Annotated in this window: 8 protein-coding genes; 1 reads left to right on the top strand and 7 read right to left on the bottom strand. The window is 59.6% G+C overall.

Features of this window, described 5'->3' with window-relative positions; genetic code table 11:
• Positions 1-40: 40 nt before the first annotated feature.
• The 4 genes from D7S86_RS23055 to D7S86_RS23035 all read right to left on the bottom strand — a co-directional run bounded on the left by D7S86_RS23055 (position 41) and on the right by D7S86_RS23035 (position 8,111).
• Entirely contained in the window at positions 41-817 is a 777-nt protein-coding gene (locus tag D7S86_RS23055; protein WP_121089791.1) for an alpha/beta fold hydrolase, read from the bottom strand.
• Positions 810-1,802, bottom strand: a complete 993-nt coding sequence (locus tag D7S86_RS23050) for an isopenicillin N synthase family dioxygenase (protein WP_121089789.1) — start codon at positions 1,800-1,802, stop codon at positions 810-812. The genes D7S86_RS23055 and D7S86_RS23050 overlap by 8 nt, the downstream gene beginning before the upstream one ends.
• A 151-nt stretch (positions 1,803-1,953) precedes the next feature.
• Positions 1,954-2,385 (bottom strand): CBS domain-containing protein, encoded by a 432-nt coding sequence (locus D7S86_RS23045; protein WP_121089787.1) that lies wholly within the window; start codon positions 2,383-2,385, stop codon positions 1,954-1,956.
• Between the two features lie 1,880 nt (positions 2,386-4,265).
• Positions 4,266-8,111, bottom strand: a complete 3,846-nt coding sequence (locus tag D7S86_RS23035; RefSeq protein WP_147432437.1) for a hypothetical protein — start codon at positions 8,109-8,111, stop codon at positions 4,266-4,268.
• Between the two features lie 678 nt (positions 8,112-8,789).
• Between D7S86_RS23035 and D7S86_RS23025 the strand changes: the two genes are divergently transcribed.
• The gene (locus D7S86_RS23025) at positions 8,790-10,592 is read left to right on the top strand and encodes a tannase/feruloyl esterase family alpha/beta hydrolase (protein ID WP_240648380.1); all 1,803 of its coding nucleotides are present in this window, start codon (positions 8,790-8,792) and stop codon (positions 10,590-10,592) included.
• Between the two features lie 69 nt (positions 10,593-10,661).
• Here the strand turns inward: D7S86_RS23025 and D7S86_RS23020 are convergent, their stop codons facing one another.
• The 3 genes from D7S86_RS23020 to D7S86_RS23010 form a co-directional block, all read right to left on the bottom strand.
• The gene (locus D7S86_RS23020; RefSeq protein WP_121089779.1) at positions 10,662-12,101 is read right to left on the bottom strand and encodes a DHA2 family efflux MFS transporter permease subunit; all 1,440 of its coding nucleotides are present in this window, start codon (positions 12,099-12,101) and stop codon (positions 10,662-10,664) included.
• Entirely contained in the window at positions 12,094-12,534 is a 441-nt protein-coding gene (locus D7S86_RS23015) for a MarR family winged helix-turn-helix transcriptional regulator (RefSeq protein WP_121090050.1), read from the bottom strand. Before D7S86_RS23015 ends, D7S86_RS23020 begins: the two co-directional genes overlap by 8 nt.
• A 358-nt stretch (positions 12,535-12,892) precedes the next feature.
• A complete protein-coding gene (locus D7S86_RS23010; RefSeq protein WP_240648364.1) occupies positions 12,893-13,444 on the bottom strand; it encodes an RBBP9/YdeN family alpha/beta hydrolase in 552 nt (183 codons plus the stop codon).
• Positions 13,445-13,747 lie beyond the last annotated feature (303 nt).

The following is a 13,747-nucleotide window of genomic DNA, read 5'->3' as shown; positions in this document are numbered from 1 at the left end:
TGAAACAATGGATCCTTATTCATGAACCCATTAGATGTGTTCATGTCACGCGATGCAGCGCGTCGAGTTCGGGAATGAGCGTTTGCGAGAGCGCTTCGGTTTGCACGAGCTGGGGCACGTGTCCGCAAGCCAGCGACAGCACGTGCGCGCCCGGGCTCGCATGCTGCATCGCGCGCTGCAACGGCAGCGTGACCGAGGCGTCGTTGCGGCACTCGACGTAGATGCGAGGCACGCGGCCGAAGCGTTCGGGCGTCAGATGGTTCATCATGCGCCGTCCGCTTTCGGGTTGGGCGCGCAACATCGCGATCGCGCGTTGCGCGGCCTGCGGTTCACAGTCCTGCAGAAAACACGCGAGCGCACCTTCGGGACGCACGCGCGTCGTATCCGCGACGCGATCGGTGTCGAGATATGGCGAAATGCCGGCGACCGGCGCATCGGGGTCCGCTCGCGCGACGTCGCGCACGAGGTCGGCGAACGATTGTCCCGACGCCAGCATCATGCCCGCGAGATAGACGAGTCCGATCACGCGGTCGGGCGCGGCCTCGGCGACTTGCGACGCCGTGATGCCGCCGCCGCTGTGACCGAGCACGACAGCGGGCGCGTCAAGCGCGTCGAGCGTCGCGACGACGTGGTCCGTGTAGGTCGAGAGGTTCGCCGGATCGTGCGCGGTCGGGCCCCATCCGTTGCCGGGCAAATCGACGGCATGCGTGCGCCAGCCCGCGCGTTCGAGCCACGGCCGCCATGCATCGAACGACCAACTGCCTTGCCAGGCCCCATGAATGAGGACGATGTGTTTCGTCGCGGTGTGGTCAGCCATAGGTCCGCTTGTAGCAGGCGATCAGATGTTCTTCGACCGTCACGGGCGGGAATTGCGGCGCTTCGCCCGGTGCGAGACAGGTCGGCAGGCACGCGACTTCGTGCAACGGATTGCCCGTGAAGAAGAACGGCACCGAATGACGCTCGTGGCCCGACACGTTGATGACGCGATGCAGCGTCGAGTGGTAGCGGCCATTGGTCCAGCGCCCGAACAGGTCGCCGATATTGACGACATACGTGCCGGGCACGGGCGGCGCGTCGATCCATCGGCCGGCCGCCGCGTCGCGCACCTGGAGCCCGCCCGAATCGTCCTGCAGCAGCAGTGTGATGCCGCCGAAGTCCGTGTGTTCGCCGCAGCCTTTTTCGCCGGGCGCGGGGTTCGGCGGTTGCGGCGGGTAGTGCAGCAGGCGCAAGGTCGCCGAAGCGTCGTCGAGATAGCCGTCGAAGTAATCCGAGGGCAGATCGAGCGATTCCGCGAGCGCGACGACGAGTCGGCAGGCCAGTGCATAGGCGGCCTCGTAGTACGCGGTCATCGTCTCTTCGAAGCCGGGCAGATCGGCGGGCCACTGGTTCGGGCCCGTGTTGAAGCGTCCCGCGAGCACGCGGGGATCGTCCGAGGCGATGTCCGCGCCGAGGTAGAAGCTTTCCTTGAGATCGGCGGGCGTGCCTTTTTCGAGGGTCTGCGCGCGCAGCGGTTCATAGCCGCGATTGCAGCGGGACAGCGATTTTTCGACCGCGAGTTTGGCTTCGATCGGCTGATCGAAAAACGCTTCGGTCGCCCCGAAGACGCGTTCGATCAGCGCCGCAGGGACGCCATGATTCGTGACGTAGAAAAAGCCGCGTTGCTCGCATGCGGCTTTCAGGGTTTGGACCACGCTCGCGCGGGCGGCCGCGTCGTCTTCGAACAGCGGGCCGATATCGATGAGCGGCAGGCCGGTCGATGTGTCGGGAAGGGGCTCGGTGTGTTGTGTCGTTTCCGCGTTCATGGTGCGTCGTTCTCCACGTATTCGACGCAGTCTAATTTTTGACGCGAATTCGCGATAGGGGCGCGTTTTGCTTGGGAGAGGCCGTTTTCACTGCGGTCGCGCCGTGCAGCCGCCGCCGCGCTGTTCGACGCGCGAATCGAGCGTCCGACGCTCAGGAACGCTGCGTCGCGGGCGCCGTGCCTCCATCGGGATACGTGCGCAGAATGTCGCGCCAGCTCACGATGCCCACGGGTTCGAATGTCGCGTTGACGATCGGTACGCAGGAGATCGGATGATCGAGGAACAAGCGGATCGCATCGGCGACGGTGTCGTCGGGCGTCAGCGTGATCGGTTTGCGCGTCATGATCTGATGCACATGCTTGTTGAGCGTCGCGACGTCGCGTGGTGCTTCGACGACGCTGTCGATAAACGGGCTCAGCGCGCGCAGCAAGTCTCGATCGGAGACCACGCCGTAAAGCTTGCCTTCGTCGACGACGAGCAGATGGTGGAATTTCGCGGAATCGAAAATTTTCTTGACGGCCTTCAGCGTGTCGTCGAATGCGACGGTGACGACGCGTTTGGTCATGATGTCATCGATCTTCACTACAGGCCCCGTTTTAAGTGGATGCCGGCACTATAACCGACGGGTCGGGGCGATGCAGGCGAGTTCGGCGGCCGATTCGGATAGGGTGGCCGAACCGGATGCAGAAGTTCGTGCGCGATGCCGCGCGTTGTCTTATCGGAGCGGAGCTCGCACGTGCGGTTGCGCCTCGGGCGTTTCTTCGGTCTATGACCACTTCCCGGTGAAATCCGGGTTCGGTATGAATGTTCCGTCAGAATCGAACGCGCCGACGACCATCGATCCTGGGATGTCTCTTGCAAAGTTGATTTCGTGGCGTCCCGGGTGCTTCAAATAGCGGAGCATGGTCTCATGCATCTTTTCCCATGACAATTGCTGCCGAACGAGATTGCCGTACTGGGCGCCACCGTAGAGGTCGAAGCCTTCGAAGTCTGCGTGAATGAGATAGACATAGCCCTTGTGTTTTTTGGCGTAGCCGAGTGCGGCTCCATAGTCGGCGCTTGTCGAGATGCCTCGACCATCGAATCCGAGCGCATCGGCATCGCCTCCGAATGCCATGCGGATGCCATTGATTTCGCTGACGGAATCGTAGTTCTTTCGGATCTTGAAGCCCAACTTGAAGATTTCATCATAGTGCCGGCCGTCTCCTCGGAACACCGGTCCCTGATGGAGCACGCCCAAGCGAGGGCCTGCGTATCGTACTTTGTAGTTGCCACTGACGATTTGTGATGCATGTTCGACGGTCAATCTCGACGATTTCGCAAAAAGTGAACGATCGGGCGCCCCTTTCGAGAATGACGTGGACCGCAGATCGGGGAAGTCGTGATATCTCGCGCGCCGTGGGTATCCGATTTCCGGATCCGATGTGACCGTCGGGTCTTTTAAAAAGTCGTGTTCGAGCGGATCGAATGCTGTTGCACCCGAACGTACCTTGAGTCGCTCCGAGAATTGCTCGATCTTCACGCAGGGTCCACCACCTGCAACGCTCCTTTCGGTGCAATATCGACGAACCATCGAATCCGTTGCGTCGGTTTTGCTTGCGATTTGTTCTTCCAGTCGCAGAGTCTCGGCAAGATCGTGGGTACGTCGGACCTCGTCGAGTTGATGAAGAATCAACGTTATCTCATCCGCTGCAAAAAAGAGTCTCTCGTTAACCTGATCTGGTGCCAGACTCATCCAAACTCGGATCAATTCTTTTGCTGATGATGCAGTATCGTCGACAATCCGTTTGATGGCGGGTGCATAAAAATAAACGGACATCTCCAGCGCGCCGCCGGTCGACTCTATGTTTCGCAAGAACGTCCTCGATACGATTTCGCCGCTGAACTCGGCATTCAACAATTTCACGGATTTCAGTGGATCGAGCCCCGCGATCGTTCGGGCGCGATGTAACAGCCGATCGGCTAACTGATCAGCTGTGCCAGCGCGATCAGCTGTGCCAGCGTTGTATTCCAGCGAAAACAGGTTAGCGAACCTCTCAATCACGACTTTTCCGTTCGACGTGGTCGAAAATCCAGCGAGATCTTCAATTTGTTGTACCGCCTCCTTCCTGGCGATTTCAAGTTTTTCACCTAAATGTTCCATGTCTTCGCGAGAAAGTGGACGAATCGGGGCGCAACCGGGCGCGCGCTTGCTCCTGATTTTTGCAGGACGTGCACACGAATTGATGTAGGGCGTCGTGGTTTCGAAGCGTTCGAATTCCTCGTCGGTCTTTAGTATGTCGAGTTCTATATCATTCTCGCCTCTGATGCGGAGATAAGTACTGAAGTCGGTGTCGATAATTGGATAGAATTTGTGGCCCAGTTTAAGTACGAGCGCATCATCCCCATTATTGAGTACAACCTTTCCGATTCCGAGGTCGGGCTCGATCGATCGAAATGTTTCGATGCTTGCTTTCGAGGGTGTCAGAAGTTCGTTAATGTCCGTCCGCGATTGGGCGGAGAAAGGGTTGGAGGTTTGTTCGATTGAGAATCGTTTCCCATGTTTCGTATAAATCTTGCCGATCGGGAGCCCATCGATGAGCTCGATGTATTGCTTTCTTCCACTATGTTTCGATTTTCCGAAGTACAGCATGTTCGAATCGGTATCGTGACCTGGCAATCGGGCTTTAATATGTTTTCCACCTTGCGGGAAATGAGGAATGATCTTGATATTGAGTCGATGAGCAATGCTCTGGACAGATTTGACGATTTTCCGGCGATCGGGCGTGATAAATACAGCACCGTCGATATTCCGGGATCGGCGAGCTGAACAATATTGATCCCAAGCTGCTTCAAGTCATTGAGAAGCGCTGGTGCGTTCTTTTGAAGATTGAAGACCACGATGCGGAAGGATTCGCGCACACTGGTCACGGTGAATGTTCTGGATGCCAGGTGCATAAAGCCGACTCGGAATGATTGCGCGATTTTGTTGGCGATCTGGGCTCCGGTTATCATGACGTCGGCGCTTGCTTCGATCAGGATCAGTGCGTCAAGGGTGCATGCGGCGAACGCATAGAATTTTTGTTCCGAGGTTGTTGTATCTTGAATCGTTGTGACGCAGTTGTCGAATGGATTCAGAATGGATGTAATGATTTTTCCAGCCTTTTCCCATGCTGTGGCGTCATATCCAAGGGTGTAAAAAATTTGTTCTCGTAGCGTCGCGTGTTGGTTCGCGAGATTTTTTATCAGGCGTTCGATCGGCTGATGTCTTGATTTTAGTGGTTTCGTCAATGTCCCCCTATAATACTCACCTTGATATTGAATTCGTAGGGTCGAATCGTGTCCGATATCGATCTGACCTTCGAATAAGAACAGCGTGTAGCCCATCGCATCTTGCGTGCGGGTGAGAAGATACGTTCGTTGCTCGGATCCAATTCGTGCAACGAGTACCTCGGCGTCAAGGTACTGACTTGCAAGGTACGGAACTTTCCGCGCGAAAGCTTCTTTGTCAACTTTGGCCAGCGGAGTGTTTGTTTTTACTTCGGAGCGCACAAGGTAGGCGCAATCGTCGGGATATTTCAGGCAAAATTCTGAGAACAAATTTCGTAGAATTGCCTCGTCAAGCGATCGAAAATGCGTTTCAATGTTGCGTGTAAGATTTTTATATAAATCGTTGAGATTCGGAACCGAGACTAGCGTAGGTTTGAAAGGAATGAGTTTACCCTTTGCAATCGTCTGTGGCGGCGCTTTACACCTGTCAGGCGATTCTTTGTATTGCAGAGCCGTGAATTGATTGCATGTGCCTTGTGAATTCAAGGCAGGGACCAAGGACTCGGCAAGGGCAGTGCGTGTCTTATAATTGGACTCCGCTTCATATGCTTTAACTAGCGCGGGACCGATGAGTATCGAGTTGCAAATAAAATCCACGTATTCGTCGTTCAATTGCTTCGAATGTTTTTTAATGAGCGGATGAGAGCCATCGGCCGGGATGGAATCATATTTTTCAGGCAATAAACCACCTTCTTCGTCAAGCTTCGCATAGGCGTGCAACAGTGCCGGAAGTTCGATCAAGTATGCGGCCGACGCGGGCAGATCTCCGCTTGCTAAGCCGCGTATGACGGTGAGGCCTAATTCGTAGATTTCCGCGTCGCTCATCGCGTCGAGATGGATGTCGATGTATTCTTTGTCAGAAATCGACGATTCGTAATGTGCGAACATTGCCCCGACATGTAATACACCAAGTCGGTGATTCCAAAGCGGGACCTTCGTATAATGATTTTTTCGGGAGTAGGGGCTTTGTGGTGGCAGCAAACAATCGGGGATGAGCTGTGAAAACGTATAATGAAATTGAATGCTATCTCGGATATCGTCGTGATTGACCGGAATGCGATATAAGAATTTGTGCTTGATGAAGTGCGCCAGGCCGGACGGAAACTCCATTTGCAGCAACCATCGATTGCGATATTTCAAATCATGGCTGGGCGGAAATATGTTTTCGGGATTCTCGTCGTGCGCGCGCCTGCACGCGGCTGTGAATCGAGCGAGGCGAGGATCTCCCAGTTGCAGCGACGCAACCACATTTTTGATCTCTTCGAACGTCAGACCCGGAAAGACGCTGAAGACGGTATTCGCTCCGTAGTTCTTCGCATCGAACGTGGGATCGAGGTCCGGCGTCGAGGTCTGGTTGCTCGGACTCGCGGTGGCGTTGACGATCGAAAGCGCGTCTGTCCAATCATCCGATACGTCAATCGTGGTTCCGGACGTTTCGGTAGGAAGCGAATCGTTTTTCGCGAGAGCGGAAGCGTGCTCCAACGTGGCGGACGGCGGCGTCGCGTCTGCCACTGCATCGGCAGTCAAAGATGGCGTTTCGACCGCGTCGTCGGTGGCGTTGGACGCCGTCAGCGGGGTGGCGTCTGCACCGGCAAACACCAGAAAGTCGGCACTCGCAAGCAAACGCGAGATGTCTTCGACGATACGCTCGAACGCCGAAAGCGTTGCCGTCTTTGCGTGACGCGTGACCGAGGCGTGCGAATCCTCCGTGGTTTGTGGAGATGTGTCCGGTTGGCTTCGGTCCGGTATCGTGTGCGTCGCGGCATCGGATGGGCGACCGGATCGGGCGTCGCGATGATTGGCTTCGAAGAAGTCCGGTGGGATTTCGCAACGCGTATAAAAGCGAGCGGCGTCGGCCGGCGTGTGTTCGAACTGGAACGTCGCGATTTCGGTCGAGCGGGATGGGACCTCGGTTGTCTGTGTCGTGCGGACTGTTTCGGTTAGCGAATTGAGGCCCGTCATCGAGAGCATATAGAGAGACATCGCGTCTCGTTGTTCGTCGCGTTCTCGCTCGAGCTTGCGTCGCCGTGCTCGGCCACGGCGCGATCGGCTATCGGCGCGGTCGAGTATTTGGGCGTCGAGACGCCTGACTTGTAGCCAGGCACGGATGTACAGGATCAGAGATACAAGGTACCCGCCCGCCGTTGAAAAGATGAGCGAGGGCGCGAATGTCGGTGACGTGTCCTCCATTGAAGCGATTCGCGGGGACGCGGATGCCGTTGTATCGGATTCGAGGTTGTCTTGGTGCGATGTGGCATCGTCAACGCCCTGGGGCTCGAAAGCGCCAACGATGAGCAAGACGAGCAGGGACGACAAGATGGCTTGCGGCAGGAAATAGGGCCTTGGGGCCACGTTGGCGCTTTTATCGTGCGGCACGCGTTGATCGCGCGCAGGTTCGCCCGGGGGCGTGTCGTCAAAATCCCGGCCGTCGAAATCCCAATCGGCGAACGCCCAGGAATCGGATTCGATGTCTGACGTGCGGCTCGACCCAGCGCGCAACGAGGGTGCCGCATGCACGTATGCGCGTGGCGGCGCAGCCTGCGCCCGCATGTCGCGGGCGTGCGGTGGACTTTCGTATGAATCCGTCGTAGTCGGGGGCGGTAGCGACTCGCGTTGCGACCGGTCGGTAGAACGGAGGCCGGTGTCGTCAAGCATCTGATCGGCAATTCGATTGAACCGGTCGAGCCGATCTTGCGTTATGTATCCGGGCGGGTGCGCGTTAAAGCGTGGCGCGTCGGCATCGGAAAACGCGAGGGCAGGCGTCCCGAAGATCGGATGGATTGTCTCGACGCCGCGCGACGTCTCGCAATCGCTGCCGGCCCACGTCAAACGCCGCCGAATTGCGGCGCCCGCCGCATTGTTCGAGATCGGGACGTTCGAACCGGATCCGGACGTGTCCTCCCAATCTTGCGATTCATTTTCCGCGTGGCGAGTGCGCTCGTTCGCGAGTCGAATGTCTTTGTTTCGACGTTCGTCGAGTGCAAGCGTGGTCTTCGGCATCCTGCACTCCCGTTTTCATTGCTCGTGCATTCGGAGCCAGTACGTGCATGTCGATCGATGGTCGAAACTCAGCGCGTCGCGCGCATGCGCATCGATTCCGAATCAGGGTAGCGAATCGACGCGTCTTGAACTATCCGGTAGGCGACCGAATCGACTCGAATCGCAGTGAAATTTCGCCGGCCCTCCAAGGCCCTTGGCCGTTGCGAATCGCACGCATCGCCATCTGCATTTCTTATCATCGCGACGCGGTATTCAATCATCCTGAACAAATCACCATGCCATTGATTCGCGCGCAAAGAGTCTGCGTGACTTCAGGCTAGCGCATTGATTTTCCAATTCAATATTCGATCGCTTGCCGCGTCCATCTTCGACTCGTTCGCGTACGCACGTGCCGTGCACCATGGGTATACGCGCATGCGATAAGTGCAGGCGCGCCGCGATTTGTCCCATCTCTTCCGAGTTTGCGACCTTCATTCGCACGGACTCACCGCCTATATTGCAACCCGCATCGATCTCGCATGCCGTGCGCTTCGAGCGGTCGTGCGCGATACCCCCGAATGCACCGGAGTTCCCCGACGACAACGAATGGAGACGACGATGTCCTTACTCAGTCGAGCCAACTGGATTCCACGCGTCGCGCGCACGCGCATCGCGCCAAGCGGATGCGCAGTCGATCGAATGACCGCGCGCGAACATCTGACGCGCTGGATGCGCGCAGCCTTCGCGACCCTGTTCCTGCTGCTGTCCGCCGGGCTGCCGATGTCGGCGCATGCCGCGTCGAGCGGGATTGCGAATCTGCCTGCCGTGCAGCCCGCGATGGACTGTGCGGCTGTCGCAGCCCTTGACCTCAACGGCGTGACCGACGGCACCGTGACGATCACGTCGGCAACCGTGCTTCCGGCAGGTACAGTTGTCGGCATGAGCGCATTGCCGGCCGCGGTCTGCGACGTCAAGGGCACGATCGGACCCGGCGCGTCGTTGTTCGAGCTGCAACTGCCGACGCAAGGCTGGACGCAACGCTATCTGCAGACAGGATGCGGCGGGCTTTGCGGGAATTTGTCGATCAACGCGCCGATGGCCTCGACATGCGTACCCGTGACGGACGGACAGATCGCGATGGCCGCGACGGACATGGGACATGAAGGCGAAAACGACGGATCGTGGGCGCTGAGTCCGCAGGCCAAGATCGACTTCGCCTACCGCGCCGAGCACGCGACCGCGCAAGTCGCGAAGGCCATCATCAACAAGTTCTATGCGCGGCCCGCGAAATACGCGTATTTCGACGGCTGTTCGGATGGCGGTCGCGAAGCGCTCATGGAAGCGCAGCGCTATCCCGACGATTTCGACGGTATCGCAGCCGGCGCGCCCGCGAACGATCTCATCGTGCAGAACACGATTCATCATGGCTGGGCCGCTGCGGTCAATATCGATCCGAAAACGGGCAACTACATCCTGCTCGCGAGCAAGCTGCCGCTGATCCATCAAGCGGTGCTCAATGCATGCGACGGACTCGACGGCGTCGTGGATGGCGTCATCAACGTCCCGCAAGCCTGTCATTTCGATCCGTCGTCGATGCTCTGCAAGACGGGGCAGGATCCGTCGACGTGTCTGTCGAGCGCGGAAGCCGACGTCGTGCGTGCGATTCACGACGGGGCGGTCGATGCGAACGGCACGCATCTCGAGCAACAGATCTCGCGCGAATGGGGTTCCGAGCTCGACTGGACGCTGTTTATTCCGACCACGGCGGCCGGGCCAAGCGGCGCGATCAATTTCATCCTGCCGTTCCTTCAATATCTCGACTATTTCAACGGCACGAACACGACGGCGACGTTATCGAGTCTCAAGTTCACGATCGACTATTTCATGAAGATCATGCCGGTCTCGAGCTATCTGTCGGCGACCGATCCCGATCTGAGCGCGTTTGCGCGTCACGGCGGCAAGTTGATCCTTTGGCAAGGACTCGCGGACCAGCACATTACCCCGCAAGGCTCGATCGAGTACTACGAGCAGATGAAGTCCGTCATGGGCGACGCGAAGGTCGATCAGTTCGCGAAGTTCTATCTGTTCCCGGGCGTCGCGCACTGCGGCGGCGGGACCGGTCCGAACACGTTCGATATCGTGACGCCCGTGATGGCCTGGGTCGAGTCGAACGCGACGCCGGGTTCGATCATCGCGTCGATCGTCAATTCGAGCGGTCAGACGACGCGTACGCGGCCTGTTTTCCCGTATCCCGAGGTCGCGCGCTATACGGGTTCGGGCAGTACGGACGACGCATCGAACTTCGTGGCCGCCCCCGGTTCGCGCGATTCGAACGTGAGCCTGCATTGGCCTGGCGAATGGCTCTATTCGCCGGGCTATGAGTCATGGTGCACGACGCAAGGCTCGCAACTCGTTTGCAAGGGCGGCAATGGCTGGAGCAGCTATCACAAGGGGCAAATCAGCCTCGATGACAGCTTCGGCCTCGCGGGGAACAACCACTGACGCGTCGCGGCGATCCGGCGTGCCGCGAGGCACGCGCGGGATCGCTGCGCGAGGCGGAGATCGAGCGTTTTACGAGGGCGCACGGACCACGCGCACCGGCAATTGAAGCGCGCTGACGAGCGCCATCGCGTGGAGCGCCGCGAGGATTACGAAGGCGAGCACGAAAGCATGCGGCGCGGAAGGCTCGCTCGCGATGCTTGTATGTGTGGATAGCGCCGAGCTCGCGTCATGCGCATGGACGGTCAACGACACGCCGATCGCGAGCACCGTCGTCGCGATCGGGCCGCCGAGCCGTTGCGCGATGTTCAACGCGGTGTTCGCGAGCGGAAGCGTCGCCTTGGATACGGTCGAATAGGCGGCCGAGACGGAAGGGATGGAGATCGTCCCTTGGCCAGCGCCTGCACAGAACAGGCTCACGAGCGCCCACGCGTGAGAGAAATCGTGCTCGGCCATCCAGACGAAGGGCAGCATGCTCGCGAACGCGAGCAGCGCGCCGCCGGCCGATACCATGCGCGTGCCGAAACGATCGACGAGAAAGCCCGTCGACGGGAACGAACACATCATGCCGACGCCCATGACGGCGATGTACCAGCCCGTCTGATTCGGCGACAACGCGCAGCCCGTGATCAGATACAGGGGGATCAACAACTGGCGGCCGTACAGCACGCCGTTCGAGAAGAACTGCGTCGCGGCGGCCTGTCGAAAGATCGGGGCGCGATAGATCCGGACGTCGACGAGCGCCGCGGGGCCCTCGCGCAGCGCATGGCGCACGAAGGCGGCCAGCATGCATGCGCCGGCCGCGATCGCGATCCGGCCGGGCGTCGACGCATAGTTCGACATGCCGTAAATCAGCAACGCCAGCCCTGGCGAAATCAGCACGAAACCCGTGGCGTCGAATGCGCGATGCTGCTCGGGCTGCGCATCGCGCGGCAGCAATCGCGCGGCGAGACCGACGCCCGCGATACCGGCCGGCACGTTGACGTAAAAGAGCCACGGCCATGTCACGTGCGCGAGCAAGGTGCCGGCGAGCACGGGGCCGACGATCGGTCCGACGAGAACGGGCAAGCTCGCGAGGCCCATGACGCGCGCCATTTGGCGGCCCGCCGTGCGCGCGATCATCATCTGGGTCATCGGCACGAGAATGCCGCCCGCGAGTCCTTGCAGGATGCGCGCGGCGATCAGCAGGTGGATCGTAGGCGAGGCGCCGCACAAGATCGACGCGGTCGTGAATGCGGTAAAGCAGCCGAGATAAAGCCGTTTGGCGCCGAAGCGGTCGACGAGCCAGGCGTTGAGCGGCAGCATCAGCGTCAGCGCGAGCAGATAGCCGGTGATGACCCATTGCGTGATTCGCAGCGTGGCGCCGAGCGACTGGCCGATCGCGGGCAGCGACACGTTGACGATCGTTGAATCGAGCTGCGTCATGAAAGGCCCGATCAAGACGACCACGACGATCTTCCAGACGGACGGATCGATGCGGTCGTTCGCATCGGCGGATGTCGGCTTATTCATGCTCGTTCAGCTCGTTCATCTTCCGGAAGATCTCGCCGGCTTTGAACAGCGTGCGCTGTTCGTCTTCCGAGAGGCGCGCGATCGCGTGCGACAACCAGACTTGCTTCGCGGCGCGGACTTTCTTGCGCCATGCGGTTCCCTTGGGCGTGAGGCTGATCAGCATCTGGCGGCCGTCGGTCGGGTGCGGTTCGCGTTTGACGAACCCGGTGGCTTCGAGCGAAGCGACGATCGTGCCCATCGACTGAGGCTTGACGCCCTCGGCACGTGCAAGGTCGGCGGTCGTCGCGGGCCCGTCGTTCGAGAGACGCGAGATGACGAGAGACTCCGTGATCGAGAGCTCGTCGGACTGAGCTTGCGCACGAATGCGGCGCACGAGCTGTCCGACGGACTGCATGAATTCCTGGATCGAATGATCGAGCGGGGCGGCGGGCATGCTGAACGTGTCGGTGTGCAAGTCCGGCAAGCATGAACAAAGACAGTCAAACTTGCAAGTTAACCTTGCAAGTTTGACTGTCTTTTAAATGGATGTTGACCGCGACGAATGGGGGCGGCGCGGATGAAGCATTCGAGTCCAAGGCCAAGCTCAAGCTCAAGCTCAAGCTCAAGCTCAAGCTCAAGCGATGGCGATGGCGATGGCGATGGCGATGGCGATGGCGATGGCGATGGCGATGGCCAAAGCCAAAAGTCGAGGCCGGGATCGGGATGGGGCTCACGCTCATGCATGAGCCCGCGGCTTTATGGTGTCGTCGGCAAATGCAATACGTATGCCGAGCAAGAGAGAGGGGGCGCCGTCAGGCGGAGATCGCGCGGCGTGTTTGCGCGAGCATCTCGACAAACTGGCGTGCGCGCGGGAAGGGGCCGAATCCCGATGCGACGTTGATGTGGCCGACGTCGCCGAGGTTGATGTAGGCGCTGCCCCAGTCGTGCGCGAGATCGCGCGCGTGCGTGGCGCTCATCCATGGGTCGGTATCGCTCGCGACGACGATCGACGGGACGCGAAGCCGACGGCGATTGAGCGCGGCGATCTCGAACCGTGTCGGGTTTGCGGGTGCGACGAGCAGTACGCCGACGAGATGCGGCAAGTCGGAAATCAGTGCTTGAACGGTCGTCAGGCAGCCGAAGCTGTGGGCCGCGACGACATAGGGCTCATCGATTCGGACGAGTTGTGAGAGGGCGCGTTGCGTCCATTGCTCGATATCGGGTCGATCCCAGTCCGACTGCGTGACGCGCAGCGCGTTCGGATATTCGTTTTCGAGCCAGCTTTGCCAGTGCGCCGGTTCGCTGCCGTGAAGACCGGGCACCGTCACGAGCCGGGGATGCGATGAGCGGGGGCGATCGGGCACAGCGTGCTCCATGAGTGCCGAGATGCGTCGAGTGTTACGCGAACGCCGCCGGCTGACAACGAAGCGATCTTCATTTGGTTATCTAAGTGCCCGAGCGCCCAGCCCTCGGCCCCGAGCCCCGAGCCCCGAACCCTGAACCCTGAACCCTGAACCCCGAGCCCCGAGCCCCGAGCCCCGAGCCCCGAGCCCCGAGCCCCGAGCCCCGAGCCCCGAACCCCGAACCCCGAACCCCGAACCCCGAACCCCGAACCCCGAACCCCGAACCCCGAACCCCGAACCCCGAACCCCGAACCCCGAACCCCG

The sequence above is a fragment of the Pararobbsia silviterrae genome (genome assembly GCF_003628125.1).
In the GTDB taxonomy this organism is placed as follows: domain Bacteria; phylum Pseudomonadota; class Gammaproteobacteria; order Burkholderiales; family Burkholderiaceae; genus Pararobbsia; species Pararobbsia silviterrae.
The sequence above is the reverse complement of the archived record's forward strand: the minus strand, read 5'-3'. Positions and strand labels throughout refer to the sequence as shown.

Excerpts from the sequence above, each read along its gene's own strand:
- D7S86_RS23055 (WP_121089791.1), bottom strand. The coding sequence starts at position 817 with ATGGCTGACCACACCGCGACGAAACACATCGTCCTCATTCATGGGGCC.
- D7S86_RS23050 (WP_121089789.1), bottom strand. The coding sequence starts at position 1,802 with ATGAACGCGGAAACGACACAACACACCGAGCCCCTTCCCGACACATCG.
- D7S86_RS23035 (WP_147432437.1), bottom strand. The coding sequence starts at position 8,111 with ATGCCGAAGACCACGCTTGCACTCGACGAACGTCGAAACAAAGACATT.
- D7S86_RS23025 (WP_240648380.1), top strand. The coding sequence starts at position 8,790 with ATGACCGCGCGCGAACATCTGACGCGCTGGATGCGCGCAGCCTTCGCG.
- D7S86_RS23020 (WP_121089779.1), bottom strand. The coding sequence starts at position 12,101 with ATGAATAAGCCGACATCCGCCGATGCGAACGACCGCATCGATCCGTCC.
- D7S86_RS23015 (WP_121090050.1), bottom strand. The coding sequence starts at position 12,534 with ATGCCCGCCGCCCCGCTCGATCATTCGATCCAGGAATTCATGCAGTCC.